Annotated in this window: 22 protein-coding genes and 2 pseudogenes; 13 read left to right on the top strand and 11 right to left on the bottom strand. The window is 66.7% G+C overall.

Annotation, left to right across the window (positions count from 1 at the left end):
- Positions 1 to 3,159, top strand: coding sequence for an efflux RND transporter permease subunit (locus ACTFO6_RS11340; RefSeq protein WP_439934565.1), 3,159 nt, complete (start codon positions 1 to 3; stop codon positions 3,157 to 3,159).
- A 154-nt stretch (positions 3,160 to 3,313) separates the two neighbouring features.
- Here ACTFO6_RS11340 and cydX read toward each other — a convergent pair whose 3' ends face one another.
- From cydX to ACTFO6_RS11365, 5 genes are all read right to left on the bottom strand, one after another.
- Positions 3,314 to 3,457, bottom strand: coding sequence for a cytochrome bd-I oxidase subunit CydX (cydX, locus tag ACTFO6_RS11345; protein WP_439934566.1), 144 nt, complete (start codon positions 3,455 to 3,457; stop codon positions 3,314 to 3,316).
- 9 nt (positions 3,458 to 3,466) lie between these two features.
- Complete coding sequence (cydB, locus tag ACTFO6_RS11350) at positions 3,467 to 4,609, bottom strand: cytochrome d ubiquinol oxidase subunit II (RefSeq protein ID WP_439934567.1); 1,143 nt, start codon at positions 4,607 to 4,609, stop codon at positions 3,467 to 3,469.
- Between the two features lie 49 nt (positions 4,610 to 4,658).
- Positions 4,659 to 6,218 carry a cytochrome ubiquinol oxidase subunit I gene (locus ACTFO6_RS11355; protein ID WP_439934568.1) on the bottom strand — a complete coding sequence of 520 codons (1,560 nt, stop codon included), beginning with the start codon at positions 6,216 to 6,218 and terminating at the stop codon, positions 4,659 to 4,661.
- Positions 6,219 to 6,236: 18 nt separating this feature from the next.
- The gene (gene cydP, locus ACTFO6_RS11360; RefSeq protein WP_439934569.1) at positions 6,237 to 6,461 is read right to left on the bottom strand and encodes a cytochrome oxidase putative small subunit CydP; all 225 of its coding nucleotides are present in this window, start codon (positions 6,459 to 6,461) and stop codon (positions 6,237 to 6,239) included.
- A 123-nt stretch (positions 6,462 to 6,584) separates the two neighbouring features.
- Positions 6,585 to 8,039: a ChaN family lipoprotein gene (locus tag ACTFO6_RS11365; protein ID WP_439934570.1), complete on the bottom strand. Its 1,455-nt coding sequence runs from the start codon at positions 8,037 to 8,039 to the stop codon at positions 6,585 to 6,587.
- Between the two features lie 264 nt (positions 8,040 to 8,303).
- Here ACTFO6_RS11365 and ACTFO6_RS11370 point away from each other — a divergent pair, with 264 nt between their 5' ends.
- The 11 genes and pseudogenes from ACTFO6_RS11370 to ACTFO6_RS11420 all read left to right on the top strand — a co-directional run bounded on the left by ACTFO6_RS11370 (position 8,304) and on the right by ACTFO6_RS11420 (position 17,084).
- Positions 8,304 to 9,002 carry a pirin family protein gene (locus tag ACTFO6_RS11370; RefSeq protein WP_439934571.1) on the top strand — a complete coding sequence of 233 codons (699 nt, stop codon included), beginning with the start codon at positions 8,304 to 8,306 and terminating at the stop codon, positions 9,000 to 9,002.
- Between the two features lie 44 nt (positions 9,003 to 9,046).
- A complete protein-coding gene (gene wrbA / locus ACTFO6_RS11375) occupies positions 9,047 to 9,673 on the top strand; it encodes an NAD(P)H:quinone oxidoreductase (RefSeq protein WP_439934572.1) in 627 nt (208 codons plus the stop codon).
- Between the two features lie 129 nt (positions 9,674 to 9,802).
- Complete coding sequence (locus tag ACTFO6_RS11380) at positions 9,803 to 10,765, top strand: glutathione S-transferase family protein (protein WP_439934573.1); 963 nt, start codon at positions 9,803 to 9,805, stop codon at positions 10,763 to 10,765.
- 5 nt (positions 10,766 to 10,770) lie between these two features.
- Positions 10,771 to 11,073, top strand: coding sequence for a DedA family protein (locus ACTFO6_RS11385; protein WP_439934574.1), 303 nt, complete (start codon positions 10,771 to 10,773; stop codon positions 11,071 to 11,073).
- A gap of 180 nt (positions 11,074 to 11,253) precedes the next feature.
- Positions 11,254 to 12,426 carry a patatin-like phospholipase family protein gene (locus tag ACTFO6_RS11390; protein ID WP_439934575.1) on the top strand — a complete coding sequence of 391 codons (1,173 nt, stop codon included), beginning with the start codon at positions 11,254 to 11,256 and terminating at the stop codon, positions 12,424 to 12,426.
- A complete protein-coding gene (locus ACTFO6_RS11395) occupies positions 12,423 to 13,196 on the top strand; it encodes a 3-hydroxybutyrate dehydrogenase (RefSeq protein ID WP_439934576.1) in 774 nt (257 codons plus the stop codon). Before ACTFO6_RS11390 ends, ACTFO6_RS11395 begins: the two co-directional genes overlap by 4 nt.
- 18 nt (positions 13,197 to 13,214) lie before the next feature.
- Positions 13,215 to 13,988: a DODA-type extradiol aromatic ring-opening family dioxygenase gene (locus ACTFO6_RS11400; protein WP_439934577.1), complete on the top strand. Its 774-nt coding sequence runs from the start codon at positions 13,215 to 13,217 to the stop codon at positions 13,986 to 13,988.
- An 11-nt stretch (positions 13,989 to 13,999) separates the two neighbouring features.
- Complete coding sequence (locus tag ACTFO6_RS11405; protein WP_439934578.1) at positions 14,000 to 14,497, top strand: disulfide bond formation protein B; 498 nt, start codon at positions 14,000 to 14,002, stop codon at positions 14,495 to 14,497.
- Positions 14,498 to 14,576: 79 nt separating this feature from the next.
- The gene (locus tag ACTFO6_RS11410) at positions 14,577 to 15,020 is read left to right on the top strand and encodes a DMT family transporter (protein WP_439934579.1); all 444 of its coding nucleotides are present in this window, start codon (positions 14,577 to 14,579) and stop codon (positions 15,018 to 15,020) included.
- Positions 15,021 to 15,036: 16 nt separating this feature from the next.
- On the top strand, positions 15,037 to 16,029 hold the full coding sequence (locus ACTFO6_RS11415; protein WP_439934580.1) for a quinone oxidoreductase family protein: 993 nt from the start codon (positions 15,037 to 15,039) through the stop codon (positions 16,027 to 16,029).
- An 89-nt stretch (positions 16,030 to 16,118) separates the two neighbouring features.
- Positions 16,119 to 17,084 (top strand): annotated as a pseudogene (locus tag ACTFO6_RS11420) (pirin family protein).
- A gap of 8 nt (positions 17,085 to 17,092) precedes the next feature.
- Here the strand turns inward: ACTFO6_RS11420 and ACTFO6_RS11425 are convergent.
- The 6 genes and pseudogenes from ACTFO6_RS11425 to metG form a co-directional block, all read right to left on the bottom strand.
- A pseudogene (locus ACTFO6_RS11425) lies at positions 17,093 to 17,374 on the bottom strand (transposase); the annotation flags it as partial.
- An 80-nt stretch (positions 17,375 to 17,454) separates the two neighbouring features.
- Entirely contained in the window at positions 17,455 to 18,684 is a 1,230-nt protein-coding gene (locus ACTFO6_RS11430; RefSeq protein WP_439934581.1) for an ISL3 family transposase, read from the bottom strand.
- Between the two features lie 216 nt (positions 18,685 to 18,900).
- Positions 18,901 to 20,202 (bottom strand): serine/threonine-protein kinase, encoded by a 1,302-nt coding sequence (locus ACTFO6_RS11435; protein WP_439934582.1) that lies wholly within the window; start codon positions 20,200 to 20,202, stop codon positions 18,901 to 18,903.
- A gap of 9 nt (positions 20,203 to 20,211) precedes the next feature.
- On the bottom strand, positions 20,212 to 20,616 hold the full coding sequence (locus tag ACTFO6_RS11440; RefSeq protein ID WP_439934583.1) for a TssQ family T6SS-associated lipoprotein: 405 nt from the start codon (positions 20,614 to 20,616) through the stop codon (positions 20,212 to 20,214).
- 12 nt (positions 20,617 to 20,628) lie between these two features.
- On the bottom strand, positions 20,629 to 21,852 hold the full coding sequence (locus ACTFO6_RS11445; RefSeq protein ID WP_439934584.1) for a hypothetical protein: 1,224 nt from the start codon (positions 21,850 to 21,852) through the stop codon (positions 20,629 to 20,631).
- A gap of 42 nt (positions 21,853 to 21,894) precedes the next feature.
- Positions 21,895 to 23,973, bottom strand: a complete 2,079-nt coding sequence (gene metG / locus ACTFO6_RS11450; RefSeq protein ID WP_439934596.1) for a methionine--tRNA ligase — start codon at positions 23,971 to 23,973, stop codon at positions 21,895 to 21,897.
- A gap of 88 nt (positions 23,974 to 24,061) precedes the next feature.
- Between metG and apbC the strand changes: the two genes are divergently transcribed.
- Positions 24,062 to 25,150: an iron-sulfur cluster carrier protein ApbC gene (gene apbC / locus ACTFO6_RS11455; RefSeq protein WP_439934585.1), complete on the top strand. Its 1,089-nt coding sequence runs from the start codon at positions 24,062 to 24,064 to the stop codon at positions 25,148 to 25,150.
- Positions 25,151 to 25,333: the final 183 nt, after the last annotated feature.

Consider the following 25,333-nt stretch of genomic DNA (forward strand, 5'->3'; position numbering starts at 1 on the left):
ATGTTTCTTCCCGAAATATCGGTCCGCCGCCCGGTGCTCGCCACGGTGATGAGCCTCGTCATCGTGCTCCTCGGCGCGATTTCGTTCCTGCGGCTGACGGTGCGCGAGTATCCCAACATCGACGCCCCGGTGGTGTCGGTGCGCACCGTGTACAAGGGGGCGAGCGCCGAGGTGGTGGAGAGCCAGATCACCAATCCCCTGGAGGACGCCCTCTCGGGCATCGAGGGCATCAAGACCTTGAAGTCCGTCTCCCGGGAGGAAGTGAGCTCGATCACCATCGAGTTCGTGACCGAGCGGGATGTGGACGCGGCGGCCAACGACGTGCGCGACCGGGTGGCCCGCAGCCGGAGTCTCCTGCCCGAGGCCGCCGACGACCCGGTGGTGGCCAAGGTGGAGGCGGACGCCCAGGCCATCATGTGGCTGCGGCTCTCCAGCGACCGCCACAATCCCCTGGAGATCACCGATTACGCCGACCGCTACGTGGCCGACGCGTTGAAGACCATCCCCGGCGTCGCCAGCGTGATCATCGGCGGCGAGCGGCGCTACGCCATGCGCATCTGGCTCGACCGGGAACGGCTCGCCGCCTACGGCGTCACCGTGCAGGACGTGGAAGACGCCCTGCGGCGGCAGAACGTGGAGGTCCCCGCCGGGCGCATCGAGAGCCGCAACCGGGAATTCACGGTGCTCTCCGCCACCGACCTGCAGACCCCCGCACAGTTCAACAACCTGATCATCCGGGAGGTCAACAATTACCCGGTGCGGCTCAAGGACGTGGGACGGGCGGAGCTGGGGGCCTACGACGACCGCAACATCGTGCGGGTCGATGGCCGGGAGGCGGTGGGGCTGGGCATCGTCAAGCAGTCCACCGCCAACCTGCTGGACGTGGCCAACGGGGTGAAGGCCATGATCCCGCGCCTGCAGCAGACGCTTCCCGACGGGATGCGGCTCAACGTGTCCTTCGACCGCTCGGTGTTCGTGGAGGCCTCCATCGACGCGGTGTACAGGGTTCTCGCCGAGGCGCTGGTGCTGGTGGTGCTGGTCATCTTCTTCTTCCTGAGGAGCCTGCGGGCGACCCTGATCCCGTTCGTGACCATCCCCGTGTCCCTGATCGGCGCGTTCTTCGTCATCTGGGCGCTGGGCTTTTCCATCAACGTGCTGACGCTGCTCGGCATCGTGCTGGCGGTGGGCCTGGTAGTGGACGACGCCATCGTGGTGCTGGAGAACATCCACCGCCACATCGAGGAAGGGATGAACCGGCTCGCCGCCGCGTTCCAGGGGGCGAGGGAGATCGCCTTTGCGGTGGTGGCCATGACCATCACCTTGGCGGCGGTGTTCGCGCCGCTCGCCTTCGCCACGGGCAACACCGGGCGCCTGTTCACCGAGTTCGCCCTCACGGTGGCGGCGGCGGTGCTGGTGTCCGGATTCGTGGCGCTCACCCTGACCCCCATGATGTGCTCCAAGCTCCTGCGCCACCAGGCGCGGCACGGCCGGCTGTACAACGCCCTGGAGGGGTTCTTCCACTGGCTCGCCCGGGCCTACCGCTCCTCCCTGGAGAGGAGCCTGCGGCACCGGGGGCTGGTGGTGGCCGTCTTCCTCGGGGTCTCCGGCATCGGCGCGGCCCTGTTCATGCAGTTGCGCTCGGAGCTGGCGCCGCTGGAGGACCGGGGCATCTTCATCGTGGTGCTGACTGCGCCGGAAGGGGCGACGCTGGAGTACACGGACCGCTATACCCGGGATCTGGAGCGCATCCTCAAGGAGATCCCGGAGATCCGTTCCTTCTTCACCGTGGTGGCGCCGGGGCTGGAGAAGCCCAACCCGGTGAACAATGCCCTCGCCTTCGTGAACCTCCACGACTGGAGCGCACGGCGGCGCAACCAGTTGGACATCACCGACGAGCTGACCCCCCGTTTGATGAAGGAGCTGCCCGGGGTGCTGGCGTTTCCCATCAATCCGCCGTCCCTCGGCCAGAGCTTCCGCAGCGCGCCGGTGCAGTACGTGATCCAGGGCACCTCCTGGGAAGAGCTGGAGCGGGCGGCGGAGCGGATGATGGAGCGCGCCCAGCAATTCCCGGGCTTGATCAACGTGGACACGGACTTGAAGCTCAGCAAGCCCCAACTGGCCGTGGAGATCGACCGGGACAAGGCGGCGGCGGTGGGGGTGGAGATCGAAACCATCGGGCGCACCCTGGAGACGCTCCTCGGCGGCCGCGACGTTACCCGCTTCAAGCGCCAGGGCGAGCAGTACGATGTGGTGGTCAAGCTGGAGGACAAAGACCGGGTCGAGCCCTCCGACCTCACCCAGATCTACGTGCGCAACCGTAACGGCCAACTGATCCAGCTCTCCAACCTGGTGACGGTCAAGGAAGGGGTGGCGCCGCGGGAGCTCAACCACTTCAACCGCTTCCGTGCCGCCACCCTTTCGGCGCGGCTTGCGCCCGGCTACACCCTGGGCCAAGCCCTCGACTTTCTGGACCAGGCGGCGGCCGAGGAGCTGGGCAATCGCTTCACCACGGATCTGGACGGCCAGTCCCGGGAGTTCCGGGAGTCCGGAAGGCAGCTCTACTTCGTGTTCGTGCTGGCGCTGGCTTTCATCTACCTGGTGCTGGCGGCCCAGTTCGAAAGCTTCAGGAGCCCCTTCGTGATCATGCTCACCGTGCCGCTGGCCATCACCGGGGCGGTGCTCGCCATGTACGTGCAGTCGCTGATCAACCCGCGCTACGGCACGCTCAACGTCTATACCCAGATCGGGCTGGTGATGCTGATCGGCCTGATCACCAAGAACGGCATCCTGATCGTGGAATTCGCCAACCAGTTGCGGGACCGCGGGCGGGAGAAGCTGGAGGCGGTGATCGAGGCCGCGTCCCTGCGCCTGCGCCCCATCCTCATGACCAGCCTGGCCACCACGTTCGGCGCCGTCCCGATCGCGCTCGCCACCGGCGCTGGCGCGGAGTCTCGCCAGGCAATCGGCTGGGTCATCGTGGGAGGCGTGTCGGTGGGCACCTTCTTCACCCTGTACGTGATCCCCACCATGTACACCTTCATCGTCGGCAAGCGCGAGATCCTTACCACCGAGGAGCTGGAAGCCCAGGTGGCCGCCGCTCGCGGCGGAGCCGAAGCACCCCCGGCCCATGCGCCCGCCGGCCGGGCCGAGGGCGGCTAGGCAGTTTCACCACAAGACACAGAGGAAAGAAGAAAAAGAAATTTTCAGCGCGAAGGGCGCAAAGGGCACAAAAAAACTTCATAAAAAGAAAAGAGCTGTCTCTTCTTTTGCGTGCTCTGCGCCTTTGTAGCTGACCGCAGCGTCCTGCGGCGCCCTATGGCCGCTCACCGGCGGCTTCGAGGGCCTGGGTTCCCTCGGCCGCCTCGTCGGCGAAGCCTTCCGCCTCCAGCCACATGACGTTGATGATGCCGAAGGCCAGCGCGCAGCCGATCCCCAGAATCCAGGCGAAATACCACATGATCGCTCCTCAGTAGGACGTGTGCTCCTCGGACTTGATCTTTTCCACCGTGACCTTGCCGCCCAGCACCCGGTATACCCAGCCCGTGTAGGCGACGATGAGGGGCAGGAACAGCACCACGGCCCAGAACATGATTTCCAGCGTCTTGTGGCTGGAGGTCACGTCCCAGGCGGTCAAGCTGCTGTTGGGATCCGACGAGGAAGGCATGACGAAGGGGAACATGGAAAGCCCGGCCGTCAGGATCACCCCGGTGACCGAAGCGCTGGAGGCGACGAAGGCGATTCCGGAGCGGTTCACGGCGGCGAACAGCATCGCCATCGCCGCGCCGGCGAAGCCGAGGGCGGGGGCCAGCATCGTCCACGGATAACGCTGGTAGTTGTCCAGCCACGCGCCGGTCGCCTTTTCCACCACCTTGGCGGTCGGATTGGGTACCGCGTCGAGGGGCGGCATGGACACGATGCGGTAGCCCTCGACACCGTAGGTGATCCAGAATCCGCCCGCCGCGAACAAGGCCATCATGAGGACGGCGGCGATCCAGCCGGCGCGGCGCGCTCGTTCGTAGATCGCACCCGCGGTCTTGATCTGCAGGTAATGGGCCCCGTGCATCACCAGCAGGGCCACGCTCAGGAGGCCGCAGAACAGGCCGAAAGGGTTGAGCTGGGCGAAAAAGCTGCCGGTGTAGAACACCCGCAGATCCCGGTCGAAGTGGAACGGCACCCCCTGGAGCAGGTTGCCGAAGGCTACCCCGAAGATGAAGGCCGGCACCACGGCGCCGGCAAAGAGCGCCCAGTCCCAGGCGTAGCGCCAGCGCAGGTCCTGGATCAGGCTGCGGTACTTGAAGCCCACCGGGCGGAAGAACAGGGCGTAGAGAGCGAGCAGCAGGGCGATGTAGAAGCCAGAGAACGCCGCGGCGTAGGCCAGGGGCCAGGCGGCGAAAAGCGCTCCGCCCGCGGTGATGAACCACACCTGGTTGCCCTCCCAGGTGGGGGCGATGGCGTTGACCACCACGCGCCGCTCGTAGTCGTCCTTGCCGATGAAGGGGAGCAATGTGCCGATCCCCAGGTCGAAGCCGTCGGTCACCGCGAAGCCGACGATCAGCACCGCGACGAACAGCCACCAGATGAGCTTGAGCGTCTCGTAGTCGAAGATCATGCCGACCTCCCGAGAAGGTGTTTCCGCTTTCGCGGACCCGGCGTTTCCTTTACGCCCCTCCTGCCTGGGGCTGGCGTTCCCAGTAGTACCGCCCCGTGTGCAGCGACGATGGCCCGAGCCGCGCATACTTGAACATCAGGTACAGCTCGATCACCAGCAGGAGCGTGTAGAAGAACACGAACCCCGCCAGGCTGAACCAGACCTGCCTCGGCTCCAGCGGCGTGGCGGAAAGAAACGTGGGCAGGACCTCGGCGATGGTCCACGGCTGGCGGCCGTACTCGGCCACGAACCAGCCCGCCTCCGCGGCGATCCAGGGGAGCGGAATCGACCACAAAGCGAGCTTGAGCAGCCAGCGCCTCTGCTGCACGGTGCGCCGAGCGCAATACCAGAAGGCGAAGATAAAGATGAAGAGGAACAGGAATCCCAGGCCCACCATGAGGCGGAAGGTCCAGAACAAGGGCGCGATCCGCGGGATGGCGTCGTCCGCCGCCGCTGCGATCATCTGGGGCGTGGCGTCCACCACGTTGGGCGTGTAGCGCTTCAAGAGCAGCGCGTAGCCCAGGTGCCCGCGGGTCGCTTCGAACAGGGCCCGGGTGGTTTCGCTCGCGTCCCCGGAGCGCAGCTTCTGGAGGGCGCCGTACGCCTGCATGCCGATCTCGATGCGCCTCTTCGCCCGCTCCTTGAGCTCCTTGATGCCGATCACCGGTTCGTCCACGGAACGGGTGGCGATGATCCCCAGCACCCAGGGGATGCGTACGGCGTAGTCGGTGCGCTCGGCCTCCTCGTTGGGCAAGCCGAACAGGGTGAAGGCCGCGGGGGGGTCGTGGGTGTCCCATTCGGCCTCGATGGCGGCGAGCTTCACCTTCTGCACCTCCCCCACGGTGTAGCCCGACTCGTCGCCCAGCACGATGACGGAAAGGGCGGAGGCCAGGCCGAAGCCGGCCGCCACGGCGAAGGAGCGCTGCGCAAAGCCCACGTCGCGGCCTTTGAGCAGGTACCAGGAGGACACGCCCAGCACGAACATGGCCGCCGTGACGTAGCCCGCAGCCACCGTATGGACGAATTTCACCTGGGCGACCGGGTTAAACAGGAGCGCCCCCAGGTCCGTGAGCTCCATGCGCATAGTCTGGTCGTTGAACTCGGCCCCCACCGGGTAATTCATCCAGCCGTTGGCGATCAGGATCCACAGCGCCGAGAGGTTGGAGCCCAGCGCCACCAGGAAGGTCACCATCAGGTGCTGGACCTTGGTGAGCCGGTCCCAGCCGAAAAAGAACAGCCCGACGAAGGTCGCCTCCAGGAAAAAGGCCATGAGCCCTTCGATAGCGAGCGGCACCCCGAAGATGTCGCCCACGTAGTGGGAAAAATACGCCCAGTTGGTGCCGAACTGGAACTCCAGGGTGATGCCGGTGGTGACCCCCATTACGAAGTTGATGCCGAACAGCTTGCCCCAGAACTGGGTCATGTCCTTGTACACCTGCTTGCCGGTCATCACGTACACCGACTCCATGATCACCAGGATCCAGGCGAGCCCCAGGGTGAGGGGCACGAACAGGAAGTGGTACATGGCAGTGATGGCGAACTGAAGCCGGGAGAGGTCGACGACGTCCACTGGAGCGCTCCTTTCGGCCTAACGAGAGAGCCCTGCGGGTTCGGGTGCCATGCCGGCCACCGCCTGGCCCACCTCCTCGGGGGTGAGCCGGGCGTCGATGCGGTCGGAGAACCACAGCCACCAGATCAGGAACAGGAGGACGAACTTGACCGCCAGCGCCACGCCCAGCTCCCATCGAAGCGACGAGGGGCGCGGGAGCCGGAGCCGCTTGGGGCGGGCGGTGCGTAGCGAGAATCGCTTCATTCCAGGGCGTACTTTAACGCAAGAAACGGCCCGTGTGACCGCAGAAGCCGGCCGGCGCGTTGCCTTCCATCGGCGGGTCTGCGCCCGGCGCCGCGTTTCCTCCAGCGGCCCTCGGGAATCCAGCTACAGAACTTTTAACAACTTGTCATGCGCTCGGTTGCTATAGTGTTTCCATCCCCGGGTGGAGAAGCGGCGAGGTGCGGGATGGACGAAGGCAAGGCAGCGCTGGAGCACAGGCTGGAGGCGCTGGAGACAAGGGTGCGGCGCCTGGAGACTCTGGTGGGGGAGCGATGGGCGGAGACCTCCAGGGCGTCCGGTTCGCAGCGGCCGTCCAACGGCGGCGGGCACGGGGTCACGGGGCCCCGGGCGCCGGCTCCGGTTCGGCGAGGCGCGGCGTCCGCGCCGGGCGGCCCGGTGGCGGCGGGCGCGGCCCTCGAGGCGTTCCCCCACGTGATGCAGACCCTGGCGCTGACGTGGGGGCATCCCGAGTGCGAAGCCTATCTCGCCCGCCTGGTGGTGGACGAGCGGGGCTGTCGCCGGGGTTTCTCCGTGGACGCGATGGACGAGCTCTTGTTCCTGTCCGAGCTCCTGCGCTTTCGCAACGCCATGGCCCGGCTTCCGGCTCGGCCCGGCAAGCCCACGGACGTCTGGGAAGAGAGCGCCGGGCGCCGCGGCCGTCCCGTTTTCTAGCCGGAAGCGCGGGCGCCTCAGCGCCTCGCAAGGATCGGCGCGGGGTGCGGCGCCTGTGAACACCAGGTAGTCGCCCTGCCGGGCGTCGCCATAGTCCGACGGCGCCCGCTTGCGAGGGTCCACTTCCACCATGGCCACGCTCGCGATGCGCGCCCCCGGCGCGCGGATGGCCAGATAGCGGGGGATCCCCCAATCGGGCCGGGTATGGCTGCGGCCGGCGATGGCCACCACGGGCCCGCCCGTTTGGGTCCAGCCTTCCAGCAGGCGGTCCGCCATCCAGGCGTCGCGCAACTGCTGGACCGCCACCATGCCGGGAAGCGCTTCCCGGGGAAGCTGCCGGCAGTGGGATTCGTACAATTCCTCTTCCAGCCTTGACCGCTCGGCTTCCGGCAAGGCTTCCAGGGCGAGCCGTCGCAGCCGCTCGTCGTCCAGGGCAGCGAGGCCGCGGCTGCGCACTTCCCGCTCCAGCGCCCGGGGAGCCCCGGCGGCGATGAGGGCCATGCGGGCCTTGATCGCCGCCTCTGCGATGGGCTGATACAGGGACCAGGCCGGCCAGCCCCGTTCCTCCCAGCGTAGCGCCGCCCCTAGCCGCGCCGCATCGACGGGATCGTCCCGGGCGTGGACTTCCAGGGCGGCCGCTTCGTCGGCGGTGATCATCTCGAAGGCTACGGCTCCCTGGCCAGTAGTATGTCCGGCCCTCCCGAGTTGCTCCACGATCCAGGCCTGGATCCGGTGGTGGTCGCTGTTGTCGTGGATCTCGCCGAGGAGGACGAAGTCGGCTTCCCTGAGCCGGGCCAGGAGCTCCACCGAGGAGACGAACCGCTGGGCGCCGGGTGACCAGATCCGGCCGGTGAGGGGGTGGTCTAGCCCCAGGCTCAACGGCGGCATGGCCAAGGCCCACCCGCCCGTCCATTCCATCGCCAAGAGGACAAGGGCCAGGCTATAGCCCAGACTCCTCCAGAGACTCCAGCCCGCCCCCCGCTTTTTGTTATACCTATGAATTTCATAAGAAATCGTCGATTCTAGAGCAGTCATTTATTTTGAATGCTTTTATCAGAAAGTTCCGCTTTGAATCTTAAACATGCGCTCATATCATGAGCGGCGGTAGTGTGTTAATTAGATTCAATTCCATTGATGTTTTTGGAGGAACCGATGCTCGAGGTCCGCAGGAGCGGAGAGCGCGGTCATGCCCATCACGGCTGGCTGGACAGCTATCACAGCTTTTCGTTCGCCGAGTACTACGACCCCCGGCACATGGGGTTCGGGGCGCTGCGGGTCATCAACGAAGACTGGGTGCAGCCGGGCCGGGGCTTCGACCCCCACGGGCACCGGGACATGGAGATCGTCACCTACGTGCTGGAGGGGGCCCTCGCCCACCGGGACAGCATGGGGAACAGCTCCGTCATCCATCCCGGCGACGTGCAGCGCATGAGCGCCGGCACGGGGATCGTCCACAGCGAGTACAACGCCTCGAGGGAGGCGCCGGTGCACCTGCTCCAGATCTGGATCGTGCCCGAGCGCCGGGGGCTCGCGCCCGGCTACGAACAGAAGCACTTCCCGGAGGCCGAAAAGCGGGGGCGGTTGCGCCTGGTCGCCTCCCCCGACGGCCGGGACGGCTCCGTCACGATCCACCAGGACGCCCGTCTTTACGCCGCGCTCCTCGATGGCGCCGAACGGGCCGTGCATCGCCCGGCGCCGGGACGGCGGGCCTACGTGCACGTGGCGCGGGGGCAGGTGACGGTGAACGGTCAGCTCCTAGAGGCGGGCGACGCCCTCAAGGCCAAAGGCGTGGACGAAATCGTTCTCGACCAGGGCGAAGGGGCCGAGGTGCTCGTGTTCGACCTGGCGTAACTTAAGCTCGTCACAGCGTTTTACTTTGTCGAAAGGAGAATCCCATGACGACCAAGATTCAAGTCGTGTTCTACAGCATGTACGGCCACGTCTACAAGATGGCGGAGGCGGTCGCCGCCGGCGCCCGGGAGGTGGACGGGACCGAGGTGACCCTGTACCAGGTGCCCGAACTGGTGCCGGACGACGTTCTGGAGAAAAGCGGCGCCAAGAAGGCCCGGGAGGCTTTCGCCCACGTACCGGTCATCCGGCCCGAGCAGCTCGCGGAGGCCGACGCCATCCTCTTCGGCACGCCCACTCGGTTCGGCAACATGGCGGCCCAGATGCGCAACTTCCTCGACCAGACCGGCGGCTTGTGGATGAAGGGCGCCCTGATCGGCAAGGTGGGCAGCGTCTTCACTTCCACCGCCAGCCAGCACGGGGGCCAGGAGACTACCCTCACCAGCTTCCACTCGACCCTGCTGCACCAGGGCATGGTGATCGTGGGCGTGCCCTATTCCGAGCAGCGGCTGCTCACCATGGAAGAGATCACGGGCGGCACGCCCTATGGAGCGACCACCATCACCGGTGCCGACGGCTCGCGCCAGCCCAGCGGCAACGAGCTGGCCATCGCCCGCTTCCAGGGCCGCCACGTGGCCCAGATCGCCAAGCGGCTCAAGAGCGGCATCGCGTGAGGCGGCCCGTCGATTGCGTAGGGCTTCCCCGGTGCGCTGAACGTGCGCCTTGGCGCACCGTTCACCGGGATCTATGAGCCACGGATGGGCACGGATTTTCACGGATAAAGCAGGGATCGTCTTCTCTTCATGACGGGGGCATTGATCCAAGGCAAATGGACGCCGGGGTGGTACGACACCGGCCGGACCGAAGGCGAGTTCGTCCGCGCCGAAGCCCGGTTTCGCCGCTGGGTGACGGCGGACGGCTCGTCGGGATTCGAGGCCGAGCCCGGGCGGTACCACCTCTACGTCTCCTATGCCTGCCCCTGGGCCCACCGTGCCCTCATCTTCCGCAGCCTCAAGAGGCTGGAAGCGGCGGTGCCGGTATCCGTGGTGGAGCCGATCATGTCGGACGAAGGATGGGCTTTCAGCCCCAGCCTTCCCGATCGCGTCAACGGCTTCGGACACCTGCACCAGGTCTACACCGCCGCGAAGCCCGATTACACCGGCCGGGTGACGGTTCCCGTGCTGTGGGACACGAAGACGCATACCATCGTGAGCAACGAGTCCGCCGACATCATCCGCATGTTGAACTCGGCCTTCGACGCTTTCACCGAGGTCCGGGCCGACTACTACCCGGTGCGGCTGCGTAAGGAGATCGACGCGGTCAACGACTACGTGTATGCCCACGTGAACAACGGGGTCTATCGCTGCGGCTTCGCTACGACGCAAAAGGCCTACGAGGCGGCTTTCGACCGGCTGTTCGACGCCCTGGACACCCTGGAGCGACGGCTCGCGGACGCCCGCTATCTCGTCGGCGGCGTGCCGACCGAGGCGGACTGGCGCCTGTTCACGACCCTCGTGCGCTTCGACGCGGTGTACCATGGTCACTTCAAGTGCAACCTGCGGCGCATCGAGGACTATCCCAACCTTTCCAACTACCTGCGCGATCTGTACCAGGTGCCGGGAATCGCGGAAACCGTGAAGATGGACCATATCAAGCGCCACTATTACATGAGCCATCCTCACATCAACCCGACCCGCATCGTGCCCAAAGGGCCCCTGGTCGATCTCGTCAAGCCCCATGACCGCGGCCGTTTCGGCCCGGCGTGACCGCCGTGGAACAGGTCCTCGCCTTTTTCGAGCAGCACGGCCTCCTCGCCGTGTTCATCGCGGTGTTCCTGGAGCAGGTGGGCGCGCCGCTTCCCGCGCTGCCGGTGCTGTTCCTGGCGGGGGCGATGGCCGCGGGGCACCCCGCCTTCGGCGTGCTGGCGCTGGGCGCCGCCATCGTCGCCTCGACCCTGGGGGATTACGCCTGGTATCGGGCCGGACGGCGCATTCCTGGCGCGCGGCCCGTAGACCTGGACGACCTGGAACGCGCCGTCGACGACATCCCGCCCGGACAGGATATGATTGTCTAGTGCGCCTGCCCGAACGAAGCGACCGCAGTCAAGGTGGCGCGACTACTGGCGGCGCGGGGATTCCGCCGGGTGCGTCCCCTTGCGGGAGGCATCGACGCGTGGGTGGCAGCGGGGTTCGCCCTGGAGACCTTAAGCGGGGATAATTCTGGGGGATGCCGCTTGAAGGGACGGATCGCGGAGATGGGGCCGACGCCTGACGGGAATGGGGAGCGTGCCAACGCCGAAGCTCGGGGCTTGTTCGCGGCCCGGCCGCAGATCAGGCGGCTCGCGCTCACTCTCCAGGGGGGCGGGGCGCTGGGTGCGTACCAGGCGGGCGTCTATCAGGCGCTGGAGGAGCACGGCTTCGCACCCGATTGGGTCGCGGGCACGTCCATCGGCGCCATCAACGGCGCCTTGATCGCCGGCACTCCTCCCGGCGCCCGGACCGAAAGACTGCGGGCGTTCTGGCAGAAGGTGGCCGACCGCGACTGCGTCGAAAGCGATGGCGCGCCGCCGGCCGTGCGGCAATGGTCCGGCTGGCACGCGGCGTGCAACGCCATCCTTGCCGGCCGTCCCGGATTCTTTACCCCGCGCCTGCCATGGATGTTCAATTCCGAGGCGCCCGAATCCCTGGGTTTCTACGATACGGCGCCGCTCAAGGAGACGCTGCTCGAGCTGGTGGACTTCGACCGGCTGAACGACGGACGAACCCGGCTCTCCGTCGGGGCCGTCCACGTGAGGACGGGAAAGCTGCGCTATTTCGACACCCGCTTTCAGCGCATCGGCCCCGAGCATATCATGGCGAGCGGCGCGCTCCCGCCGGGCTTTCCGCCGGTGCGGTTGGACGGGGAACTGTACTGGGACGGGGGCATCTACTCCAACACGCCGCTGGAGATCGTCCTGGACGATTATCCGCGGGTGTCGACCCTTTGTTTCATGGTGGACCTTTTCGATCCCGCGGGAGCGGAGCCGGCGACGATCGCGGAGGTGCTGTCCCGGCGCAAGAGCATCGCCTACGCCAGCCGCTCGCGCCAGCACCTGGAAGACTACGCAAGAGTGCACAACCTGCGCCGGGCGGTCCAGGCGCTGTACACGCGCCTGAGCCCGGAGTTGCAGCAGGACCCGCTGGTGCGCAAGCTGGCGGGGCTCGGTTGCCAGACCACCATGGAGGTGGTGCACCTCGGTTACGCCGACCGACCGTGGGAGCTGGAGACCAAGGACATCGATTTTTCCCGCTGCGCCATCGACGCGCGCTGGACCAAGGGGTACCGGGACGCGTGCCGGGTCCTCGAGCGCAAGCCCTGGCTCGAGCCGGTGCCGCCCGGCACGGGAGCGGTGGTGCACGAGATTACGGAAGGCGAGGGGAAGCCATGAAGCTCAAAGACAAGGTGGCGCTGGTAACCGGCGCGGCGAGCGGCCTGGGCAAGGCCATCGCCACGATCTTCCTGCGCGAGGGCGCCCGGGTGGCCGTGGCCGATCTGAACCTCAAGCAGGCCCAGGCCGTGGCGGCGGAGCTGGGGCCGAACGCCCTCGCCGTGGGCATGGACGTGACCAACGAAGCCCACGTGGAGGAGGGCTTCGCGAAGACGGTGGAGCGCTTCGGCGGGCTGGACATCGCGGTGTCCAACGCCGGCATCCAGCACCTGGACAGGATCGTGGACCTCTCCTACGAGAACTGGCGCAAAGTGGTGGCGGTGCATCTGGACGCGGCTTTTCTCGTGACGCGGGCGGCCATGCGCCGGATGATCCGCCAGGAGCGCGGCGGCGTCCTTCTGTACATGGGCTCGGTGCATTCCAAGGTGGCTTCGCCCCTCAAGGCGCCCTATACCGCCGCCAAGCACGGCATCTTGGGGCTCGCCCGGACGGCGGCCAAGGAAGGGGCCGAGCACGGCATCCGGGTGAACGTGATCTGCCCCGGCTTCGTGCTGACGCCCCTGGTCAGGCAGCAGATCCCCCAGCTCGCGAAGGAGCAGGGCATCAGCGAAGAGGAGGTGGCCAGGAAGATCTTCCTCAAGGACACGGTGGACGGTGAGTTCACCACGGAGGAAGAGGTCGCGGAGGCGGCCCTATTCCTGGCGGCCTTCTCCACTAACGCTCTCACGGGGCAGTCCCTTATCGTGAGCCACGGCTGGCACATGGAATGATCCGCGGGTGAGCGGCGAATGAAGCGGCAGCCGGTCCTGTTCGTCTCCCACGGGGCGCCCACCCTGCCCCTGGAGCCCACCGCGGCGCGGGATTTCCTGCGCACCCTCGGGCGTGAACTGGAGCGGCCGCGGGCGGTGCTGGCGGTCTCCGCCCACTGGGCGACGGTGATACCCCACGTGACCGGGGCGTACAACCCTTCCACGATCCACGATTTCTGGGGCTTCCCCCACGAGCTTTACGCCTTCAAGTACCCTGCTCCCGGAGCTCCCGAGCTGGCACAGCGGGCCGTCGAGGCGCTGGAGGCCGAAGGCTTCGAGGCCGCGATCGACGCCGAGCGCGGCCTCGACCACGGCGCGTGGGTCCCGCTGCTCATCATGTTCCCCCAGGCCGACGTGCCGGTCGTGCAGCTCTCGATCCAGCCCCACTTGGGGCCGCGCCATCATTTGCACCTGGGCGAGGCGCTGGCACCCCTGCGGGAGGAGGGGATCCTGGTGCTGGCGAGCGGCTCCGCCACTCACAACCTGTACGAGTTCGGCCGTTATGCCCTGGACGCTGCGCCGCCCGCCTGGATGGCCGAGTTCAGCGACTGGCTGGCGCGGCACGTGGAGGCGGGAGACACGGAAACCTTGCTCGCCTATCGCCGGCAGGGACCCCAGGCGGCCCACAACCACCCCACCGAGGAGCACTTGCTGCCCCTCTTCGTGGCCTTGGGGGCGGGGGGCCGGGGCGAGCGGGTGCATCGGAGCTTCGCCCACGGTATTCTCGCCATGGACGTGTACCGGTTCCATTAAGGCGATGACGGATGCGGACGCGAGCAGGCTTCTTTGCGGGTTTCCTCCTGTGCCTGGGCGTGCTGGGCTACGCCCTCTACCTCCAACACGGCCAGGGGCTCGAACCCTGCCCCCTTTGCATCTTCCAGCGGGTGGTCTTCATCGTGCTGGGCGCCTTGTTTCTGCTGGCGGCGGCCCATGGGCCGGGGCCCCGCGGCGCGGCGCTCTATGCCGGCGTCCTGACGATAGTCGCGGCGGTGGGCGCGGGCATCGCGGTGCGCCATCTCTGGGTGCAGTTCGGCGCGCCGCCCCAGGTGGCCGACTGCGGCGCGGACCTGTATTTTATGCTGGATACCCTGCCGCTTTCCGAGACGCTGGCGCTGGTGTTCCGGGGCAGCGGCGAGTGCAGCGACACCCAGTGGAGCTTTCTCGGCCTCACGATTCCCGGCTGGTCCCTGGTGTTTTACCTGCTCCTGGCCGGGCTTGCCGTCGCCATCGTGCTCCAGGCCCGTCGCGGCGCTCGGGCATAGCTTGCGGTATCCTTGGCGCGGGCCGTTGCCGGTCTTGCCCGCGTGACCCGTTTGCCACGAGAAACAAGAAAGGACGCCCATGAAGCTCGTGCTCTCCGCGCTCGCCCTGCTGATCGGCGCGCTGATGCCGGTTCAGGTCGGCATCAACGCCTCCCTGCGCGCCCTGCTCGGGGAACCGCTCCTCGCCGGGCTCGCCAACATGGTGGTGGGGCTCCTGTGCGTGTTGCTGGTGCTGGCGGTGCTGCGGGTGCCGTGGCCTTCGGCCGCGGCGATGGCCTCGGTGCCGGCGTGGGCCTGGCTGGGTGGAGCCATCGGCGCCGCCGTCGTGGTGGTGACGCTGGTGGCCGGTCCGGCGCTGGGTGCGGCGACCCTGTTCGTGCTGGTGGTGACCGGCCAGATCGCGGCCTCCATTCTGCTCGACCACTTCGGCGTGCTGGGCTATCCCGTGCGGCCCATGAGCGGGCTGCGGGTCGCCGGCGCCCTGATGCTGATCGCCGGCGTGGTGCTGATCGTGAAAAACTAGACCAGGAGGAGAGACGATGAAGGCGATACGCGTGTTCGAGTTCGGCGGACCGGAGCAGCTTCGGCTGGTAGAAACGGAAGTACCCCGGCCGAAGGAGGGCGAGGCGCTGGTGAAGCTCGCCTACGCCGGCGTGAACTTCATCGACGTGTACATGCGAAACGGAAGCTACGTCCGCTCCCAGACCTACCAGACGCCCCTGCCCATGACGCTGGGCATGGAAGGCGTGGGCGAGGTGGTGGAGGTGGGACCGGGGGTGGACCGGGTCCGCGCGGGTGACCGGGTGGGCTATTGCCTGGTGCGCGGAAGCTACGCCGAGTACGCGGCGGTGCCGGCCTGGCGCCTGGCGAAGATCCCCGAGGGGATACCCGACCCCATCGCGACGACGCTCATGCTCCAGGGCTGCACCGCCCACTACCTGACCCATTCCTGCTACGAGCTCAAGCCCGGCAGCACCTGTCTCGTGCACGCCGGCGCGGGCGGCGTGGGACAGCTTTTGGTCCAGCTCGCCAAGCTGCGCGGGGCGACGGTGCTCGCCACGGTGGGCAGCGCCGACAAGGCCGAGATCGCGAAGGCCCGGGGCGCGGACCACGCGATCCTCTACCGGGAACGCGACTTCCGCGAGGCGGTGATGGAAATCACCGGCGGCAAGGGCGTGGACGTGGTCTACGACGCGGTGGGCAAGGACACCATCGCCCGCAGCATCCGTAGCCTCCGTCGCCGGGGCCTGTGCGTCAACTACGGCGGCGCCTCGGGGCTGGTGAACAGCATCGAGCCGCTGGAGCTGGGGGAGGCGGGCTCGGTGTACTTCACCCGGCCCCACCTCGCCGACTACACCGCCACGGCCGAAGAGATCGAATGGCGCACCGGCGACCTGTTCCGCTGGTACCTGGAAGGGAAACTCACGGTCGCCGTCGACCGGGAATATCCCCTGGCCGAGGCCGCCGAGGCCCACCGCCACCTGGAAGGCCGCGGCACGCGGGGGAAGCTGCTGCTCAGGGTGATGCATTGAGAAAGTGCGCAGCCGCCGATCGGCCTTATCAAGCGCGCAGGAGTAAGTTCGTCAACCAGTTTCCGCAAGCTCGACGATAAGGAGCGTTCATGAGCTGGCACGACTGTCCCGAGGCCCAATGCCGTTTCGCGGCAGCCGAGGTCGATCCCGTCGAAATGGTGATCGTGCCGCGCACGGGGATCTCGGCGGGTTCGAAGTGCGGCGGGCGCTCCCATCCCGCCAGCGGCGGATGGTGGGCCCGTTCGTCTTCCTCGATCAGATGGGTCCGAGCGACTTGCCCCCGGGCGCAGGGCTCGACGTGCGACCCCACCCCCACATCGGGCTCGCCACGGTGACCTACCTCTTCCGCGGCGAGATCCTGCACCGGGACAGCCTGGGTACGGTCCAACCGATCCGCCCGGGGGAGGTGAACTGGATGACCGCGGGGCGCGGCATCGTCCATTCCGAGCGTACCCCGCCCGAGCACCGGGCTAAAGGGACGGAACTCTTCGGCATCCAGGCCTGGGTGGCGCTGCCCGTGGCGGCGGAGGAGACCGAGCCCGCCTTTGCCCATCATGACCTGGCGAGCCTGCCGCTGATCGGGAAGGCGGGATCGACGGTGCGCCTCATAGCCGGATCGTTCCTGGGCGCGCGCTCACCCATCGAGACTTTTTCCGAAACGCTGTACGTCGATGTACAAATGGCTTCGGGCGCCGCCCTCTTCGTCGACGACGCCTACGAGGAGCGCGGGCTTCTATGTGGCCGAGGGCGAGGTCGAGCTGGCCGGCCAGGTCCATGGGGCGGGCCGGCTCCTGGTGCTACGGCCGGACCATGCCGTGATCGCCAGAGCGGTTAAGCCCAGCCGGATCATGCTGCTGGGCGTGGAGCCCACGGACGGGCCGCGCTCCATCTGGTGGAACTTCGTCTCCTCGCGCAGGGAGCGCATCGAGCGGGCGAAGGCCGACTGGCGCGCCGGCCGCTTCGACCCGGTGCCCGGAGAGACCGGGTTCATCCCGCTGCCCGACATGCCGGGACCTGAGGCAGATCTGCAAAGGAATGTGAATGGCCGTGGATAGAACCTATCTCAAAATTGCCTTAGCAGCATGGTGATACACGCTAACTGCACGAAACCCAGGGAGTTTGCGGCGTAGTATTCCCAGCGAACCAAGAGGCGGCGCTTCCATTGCAACCAGGCAATGAACCTCTCCACGATCCAACGCCGCTCGTAGCGCCGCAGCCGTCGCCCGTCCTGGGTCTTGAGCTTGCGGTTGGAGCGATGCGGCGCAATGAGCTCCACGCCCTCCTTCTTCAGCTCCTGGTCCAGGGTGCGACTGTCGTAGGCGCGATCACCAATCAAGATTCTCGGGTTTTGCTTCGATCATGTAGAAGTCGAAGCTCAACTGCACGGCTCTTTTGAATTTTGGGCTCTGTTGAATTTCGAGTGGGTTAACACGCCACATGCGGATTGAGTTTCGAGAAGTCGAGCTTGCCGGCCAGCAGGAAGATCACGGTGCGGATCGTGGAGAGCCGCACATAGCCGCGTGCCTTGCGTTTGGCGGCCTGGAACAATCCGTTCAAGGCCTCCAGGAACCCGTTGGTCGCGTGCGTCTGCGCCCAGGCGATGATCCCCTCGAAGTGACTGCGGATCAGCCTGGCGACCTCCTTCATCGGCTCGACCTTGGAGCGCATAACGTTCGTGCACCATTGGGCGAGCAGGGTGCGCACCACGTTGATCTGCCTGCGTTCGAGGATCTCGCGCAGCTGTTGCCGGTAAGCCCAAGCGCGCGCCGTGCGCTTGGTGCTCACCTGGGCGATGATGGCATCGAGGTCAGCCCGTTGGCTCTCCGGCAACCGATCCCGGTCCTTGAGCAGCGCCCAGCGCAAGCCCTTCAGATCGGGGTCGGTCTTCTGCTCCAGGCGGCGCGTTTTGTCGACGGCGGCAGAGGCATGGGCGATGACGTGGAATTTGTCGAAGGTGATGCGCGCGTTGGGCAAGTGGTCGGTCACGCCCTTGATGAAGGCCGGCGACATGTCGATGCTCACCGAGCTGATTTGGCTGCGCGTGGCCTGGCGTTCGGTGAGGTGCTCGGCCAGCCGCTCGATGGTTTCGGCGTCCTGGCCCTCGGTCACGAATATCACCTTGCGCTCTTTGGCATCGGCGGCAACGGTGAGGTCGTTGTGCCCACGCCGATAGGAGGTCTCGTCGAGGGCCAGCGCCGTCGTTGCGGACAGATCGGCCTCGGCCGCGGCCAGCTCCACATAGCGGGCGCAAATCGCCTGCACCCGGTGCCAGGATTCGCCCACCGTGCGGTCCACCGCCGCAAAGGGCATCTCGCGTGCAAGGGCGAGCACCAGCGCCTCGAAGAGCAGCGTGAAGCCCGAGAGCTTGCCCGCCCAGTCGGGTTCGACCAGCACCACCCGCCCGTCGGGCAGCTTCACCCGGGGCTGCCGCACTTCCAGGTAGCACTCGTGCTGGAAGAAGTTCAGATGCCGGTAACGCTTGACCTGGGTGTCGTGCACCGGGTGCAGCCCGGCGGCCGCCGGATGGGCAAAGCGGCTGCCGGCGGCAAAGTCGATTCGAATCGTCAGGGTCTTCTTGGCGGCATCGAAATCGATGCCCTGGACGAACCAGGGCGAGGTAACACCGAGGGCGGCTTCAAACAATCGGTTGTGCATGATCGCGTTGTTGTCTCCAAGGCTGGATGCCGCATTGTGCCGCATCCAGCCTTGGACGAGCGTATCGGCCTGAAGTCGCCGTCAAGGGTACGCTGCGCCGGACGGCAAAAGGCGCGCCGCCCGCCCTTGACCCCGGCTTCAAGCCGGTTATGCCAGTAGCACCCACTCGAAATTCAAAAGAGGCATAAAAGTAGTGTGGCAAAACGCGCGAAAAGTTCAGGAAAGGACGGCAACCAGCGCGACCGCCAGGGCGATGGCAAGGGCGAGGCCCACGACCAAGGCCTTGCGCGAAAGGGGGGAGTTCCGCGCCGCCTCCGCCCGCTGAACCGGCGCCGCCGGCTTGTCGGCGGCCGTTCCTGTGGGAGGCGTGATTCGCTTGGGCGGCGGCGCGGACCTGGCGGCGGGCGTGCCGGCGCGGGCGATCTTCTGGGTCTTGATGTACTCGCCGAACTGCTCCGCGGCGCCGGTGGCCGTCACCAGGCGCAGCGTGGCATCGAAAGAGTCAAAATGGGTGGAGATGCCCAGCGCCACCGGGGTTTCGGGCGGCACGGCCGGCTCGGGCGCCGCGTCCATCTTGCGGCCCGCCGGGAAGTTGCTGCCCACGATGGCGCCGGTGCCGCCGTCGGCCAGCCGGTTGGCCGAATGCTTGGGGAACGCATCGAGGTCGATGGAAATCTTGGGTTGAACCTGGGATTCCACGTGCTTGCGGCATTCCCGCAGGTCGGTGGCGAACTCCCGGGCGTCCTGGTAGCGGTCTTCGGGCGACTTGGCCAGCGCCTTGGCCACGACGAAGTTCAGGATCTCGGGTACCTCCGGATTGAGCACGCTGGGGGCGCGCGGGCTCAAGTGGACGATCTGGTACATGATGGCGGTGATCTCGGCGCCGGTGAACGGGCGCTCCCCGGTCAGCATCTCGTAGAGCACGATGCCTAAGCTGAAGATGTCGGAGCGGTGGTCGGCCCGCTTGCCCAGCACCTGCTCGGGGGAGAGGTAGCTCGGGGAGCCCAGCAGCACACCGGTCTGGGTGCGGATCTCGGAGGCGCGCATACGGGCGATGCCGAAATCCATGATCTTCACCAGCCCCGACCGGGTGATCATCAGGTTGGCCGGCTTCACGTCCCGGTGCACCACCTCGTGCTCGTGGGCGTAGGCGAGCCCGTCGGCCACCTGGGCGGCGATGTCCAGGGCCTGGGGAATGGGCAGGGGCTTCTTCGGCGCGAGTAGGCTCTTGAGATCCTGGCCCTCCAGCAGCTCCATGGCCATGTAGGTGGTGTCGCCGCTCTTGCCCACGTCGTAGATGGTGACGATGTTGGGGTGGCTCAGCCGTCCGGCCGCCTTGGCCTCGTGGTAAAAGCGGGCCTCGTACTCCGCCTGTTCGGAGGGGTCCAGGTAGACGGGAATGGTTTTGATGGCGACCGTGCGCTGGAGGACGGGGTCGATGGCCCGGTAGACGACCCCCATGGCGCCCTTGCCGAGCTCGCCCAGGAGCTCGTAGCGGCCAAGTTGCCGGAGCTCCATGGGCTTTCCTCAGCGGCCGGCCTTGACGCTGCGAAAAACCGGGCCCCAGACGGGATGTCCCGCCTCGGACGGGGCCAACTCCAGGTCGGGATCGAGGGTCAGGGCGCGCACGAAATTGTCCCGGCAAGCCCGTTCCCGGCCGGAGGCGCAGTCGATAAACGCCAGGTATTTATAGGCCTGCACCTGATCGCTTTTCCAGTGAAGCCCCTTGGCGAGGCTTGCCTGGAACCTGCGGTAGGCTTCGGCGTGGTTTCCGTTCTCGTAGTGCTGGATGCCGGTCGAGAGGTCTGCTTCGCCCGGGCCGCGCCACAGGGCCTGGACCTCCCGCTGGACCTCCTTTACAGGCTGGGTTTCGCAGCCCCCGAGGGCGAGGACGCCCATCGCCGCCAAAACCCACCCAGCTGCGCTCTTCATGGCCCTTCCTGGTCAGCGGAACTTGTGCTTGATTTTAACCCGTTCGCCCGCGTCCACGTGGATCGTCTGGCGATGGACGGGGAGGTCTGAATTGCGCACTTCGATGGTGTGGGTGCCGGGGGCCACGTCCAGCTTGTGCAGGGGCGGGCTCACTCCGGCGAGTTTTCCATCCACGTAGATTTCCCCCCATGGGGAGATGGCGAACTCCAAGTGGGCGCTAGGGATGGCGGCTGGCACCGCGCCAGGTGCCGGGGCCGGCGGCGGGACGGCGGGCGTCGCTGCCGCCTGTTTGCGCACGGCTTCCGGCGTGGACTGCGGCGCTGCCGGTGGAGCCGGCGGCTTCGGCGTCTCCTCAGGGGCCACCGGGACGGGTTCGCCTAGGCGTAGCGCTTCGGCCGGGCGGGAGCTTGCGGGGCGCGGCGGCGGGCTTTGCTCGGCGGGGGGCTCGGGCGCCGGCGCGCCGGCGTAGGGATCCGTTCCCGCCACGGGGGGCGGCGGCGAGGGGGGGACATCCCCAGACCGCGGAGGGGAGCCCTCCCGGAGGGCCAGGGCAACGACGATGAGGGCCGCCGCCCCAAGCGGCGCGCCTAGAAGCGCCCACCGGACCAAAAGGTAGGCCCGCCGGCCCGAGGCGGCGGGGGGGACGGGCTGCTCGGGGGCTTCCAGCGCTGCCAGCTTGACGGTGGGCGCGTCCTCGTTCGCGCCCCCGGGCGAGCGCAGCGCATACACCTCGTGGGCCCGCACGTGGTCGTCGGTGCGGGAGCCCAGGTAGTCGAAGCGCCGGGCGTGGGCGTCGGACAGGCGGCATAGCACCTCGTAGTACGGGCGCGAGGCCAGCACCTGCCCGGCCTCGGCGAAGGCCATGATCCGCTGGGCCACGTTGAGGCCGTCGCCGATGATGTTGGGCTGGCCGTTCACGTCCTTGATCAGCTTGACCGGGCCCAGGTTGATGCCGCAGCGCACGTCCAGGGTCGGGCCGTGGAGGTCGAGCAGCGCCGCGAGCCGCGCCGCCACGGTTAGGGCGTCCTCGGGATTGCCGATGAAGCTCACCGCGGCGCCGCTTCCGGTATCGAGGACGATGCGGTCCTTGGCCGGCACGGTCTTCAGCGCTTCCCCGAGCAGGGCGTTGAACCTTTCCTTGAGGCTCACCTGCTCGGCCACCGGCCTCTGGGCGTAGCCCGGGATCTCCAGGAACAGGACGCTGCAGATGAAGGTGCGGTTCGCTGATGCCTGCACTCGGTGCTCCTGATGGGCGGCTGCCCGCGCGGGGCCTCGGGCCTATTTTATGCGCATGCCGGGTTGCGCTCCGTCGTCCGGGGAGAGGAGAAAGATGCTTTCGCCATCGCCGGCGGCGAGCACCATCCCTTCGGAGACGCCGAACTTCATCTTGCGGGGAGCGAGGTTCGCCACCATCACGGTGAGCCGGCCCTTGAGGACCTCCGGCGCGTAAGCCGACTTGATCCCGGCGAACACGGTGCGCCGTTCCTCCCCCAGGTCCAGGGTGAGCTTGAGGAGCTTGTCCGCCCCCGGCACCGCCTCGGCCGCCAGGATGCGGGCCACCCGCAGGTCCACCCGGTTGAAGTCGTCGATGCTGATCTGGGGCGTCGCCTGGGAGCGCGCCCTGGCTTCAGCGTGAGGGGCGGGGGCCGCGCCTACCATCGATTCCCGGTTGGCCTCGATCAGGGCGTCGATCTGCCGGGGATCGATGCGGGTCATCAGGTGCCGGTAGGGCTTGATGACGTGGTCGTTCAGCAGCCTGCCGGAATCCGCCCACGTGAGCGGCGGCACGTCGAGGAAGGCTTCCACGTCCCCGGCCAGCTTGGGCAGCACCGGCTTTAAGTAGACAGTCAGCAGCCGGAAGAGATTGAGGCCGATGCTGCAGATCTGCTGCAGCTCTTTGGCGCGCTCTGCGTATTTCGCCACCTCCCACGGTTTTTGGTCGTCCACGTACTGGTTAGCCCGGTCCGCCAGGCCCATGATGGTGCGCAGCGCCTTGGCGTACTCCCGGCCTTCGTACAGCATCTCGATGTCGTGCCGGGATTGCTTGAGTTCGTCGAGCAAGGGGTGGGGGGGCAGGCTCTGCGCCAGCCTTCCCTCGAAGCGCCTGGTGATGAAACCGGCGCAGCGGCTCGCGATGTTCACGTACTTGCCCACCAGGTCCGAGTTGACCCGGGCGACAAAGTCGTCCAAGGAGAGATCGATGTCCTCCATGGTGGGGCCCAGCTTGGCCGCGTAGTAGTAGCGCAGCCACTCGGGATTGAGCCCCTGGGCGAGGTAGCTTTCGGCGGTGATGAAGGTACCGCGGGACTTGGACATTTTCTCCCCGTTCACCGTGAGAAAGCCGTGGGCATAGATCTTCGACGGCGTGCGGTAGCCGGAGTATTCGAGCATGGCTGGCCAGAACAGGGCGTGGAAGTACAGGATGTCCTTGCCGATGAAATGGACGAGCTCCGTCTCGTCCTCGGAGCGCAGGAAAGCATCCACGTCGATGGTCTCGCCCTTGCTGCGGCGTTTCTCCGCCAGGTTCTTGAAGCTGGCGAAGTAGCCGACCGGGGCGTCGAGCCACACGTAGAAGAACTTCTGGTTGTCCGTGCCGGGAATAGGGAAGCCGAAGTAGGGGGGGTCGCGGGAGATGTCCCAGTCCTGGAGCCCGGCGGCGAACCACTCCTGGAGCTTGTTCACCGCCTCCGGCTGCAGCGTCCCCGAGCGGGTCCACGCCTCCAGGAACGCCCGGCAGCGGGGATCCGAGAGGCGGAAGAAGTAGTGCTCCGAAGACTTGCGCACCGGAGAAGCGCCGGAAATCACCGAATAGGGGTTCTTGAGTTCCGTGGGGGAGTAGGTGGCGCCGCACGCTTCGCAGGCGTCCCCGTACTGGTCCTTGGCCCCGCAGCGGGGGCACTCGCCCTTGATGTAGCGGTCAGGCAGGAACATCTGCTTGACCGGGTCGTAGAACTGCTCCACCGAGCGACGGGCGATGAAGCCGCCCTCGTCCAGGCGGCGGAAGATCTCTTCGCAAAGCTCCCGGTTCTCGGGAGAATTGGTCTCGTAATAGTTGTCGAACTGGACGTGAAAGCCGGCGAAGTCCCGCTTGTGCTCCTCCAGCATGCGACGGATCAGGGCCTCGGGGGAGATCCCTTCCTTCTCCGCCCGCAGCATGATGGGGGTGCCGTGCTGGTCGTCGGCGCACACGTAATGGCACTCGTGGCCCTGCATCTTCTGGAAACGCACCCAGATGTCGGTCTGGATGTACTCCACCAGGTGGCCCAGGTGAATGGCGCCGTTGGCGTAGGGCAGGGCGGAGGTGACCAGGAGGCGGCGTTTTTGCATGGAGTCGGCAAGGCCCTCGAAAAACCGAATTTTAACAAAGTGCTGGGCTCGACGAGCGGCTGGCGGGTGGATTTCGTTACAATAATACGTTTAGCGGCATCGGCCGTAGGAGGGTTCTGTGGCGATCACCGAGCAGCAGGTTCAAGAGGCGCTCAGAGCGCTGATTGACCCCAATACCCACAAGGATTTCGTGACGGGCAAGTCCGTCAAGGGCGTGAAGGTGGACGGGGACCGGGTGTCCGTGGACATCGTCCTCGGCTACCCCGCCAAGAGCGTTCTCGACTCGATCCGCCGCATGGTGGCGGATAAGCTGAAAAGCCTGCCCGGGGTGGGCGGGGTCCACGTGAGCGTCGCCTACAAGATCGTCGCCCACGCCGTGCAGCGGGGGGTGAAGCTGGTACCGGGCATCCGCAACATCATCGCGGTCGCCTCCGGCAAGGGCGGCGTGGGCAAGTCCACCACCGCCGTCAACCTGGCTCTGGCCCTAGCCGCCGAGGGCGCCAAGGTGGGGGTGCTGGACGCGGATATCTACGGTCCCTCGCAGCCCATGATGCTGGGCATCCGGGGACGTCCCGAGTCCCGGGACGGCAAGAGCCTGGAGCCGATGGAAGGCCACGGGCTGCAGGCTATGTCCATCGGTTTCCTGATCGATCTCGATACCCCCATGGTGTGGCGGGGACCCATGGTCACCCAGGCCCTGGAGCAACTGCTCAACGAGACCCGCTGGCGCGACCTGGATTACCTGGTGGTGGATCTCCCGCCGGGAACCGGCGACATCCAGCTCACCCTGGCCCAGCGGGTGCCCGTGACCGGCGCCGTCATCGTCACCACGCCCCAGGACATCGCCCTGATCGACGCGCGCAAGGGGCTCAAGATGTTCGAGAAGGTGGGCATACCGATCCTGGGCGTGGTGGAGAACATGAGCATCCACATCTGTTCCAAATGCGGGCACGAGGAGCCCATCTTCGGCGAGGGCGGAGCCCAGCGCATGTGCCAGGACTACGGGGTCGAGCTCCTGGGGGCGCTGCCCTTGGACATCCGCATTCGCGAGCAGGCCGATTCCGGCAAGCCATCGGTGGTGGCCGACCCCGAGGGACGCATCGCCGAGATCTACAGGGCGATCGCGCGCCGCGTCGCGGTCAAGATCGCCGAGCTTGCCCAGGACCATTCCGCGGCGTTCCCCAAGATCGTGATCCAGAACACGTAAATTCACCGCAGAGGCACGGGGACACAGAGAGAAACGATTTTTTAAAACGCAAAGGGCGTAGAGAGCGGAAAGGAAAAGCCGGCTTTTTTTCCTTTTATAAAGTTTTGGGAACCTCTAATAATTCACTCATTCTAACGCCCCAACAACAAAACGCGAGAAACGACGATGCTCCAATCCGGTTTC

It is taken from the genome of Pelomicrobium sp. G1, from assembly GCF_051905455.1.
GTDB lineage: Bacteria > Pseudomonadota > Gammaproteobacteria > Burkholderiales > UBA6910 > Pelomicrobium.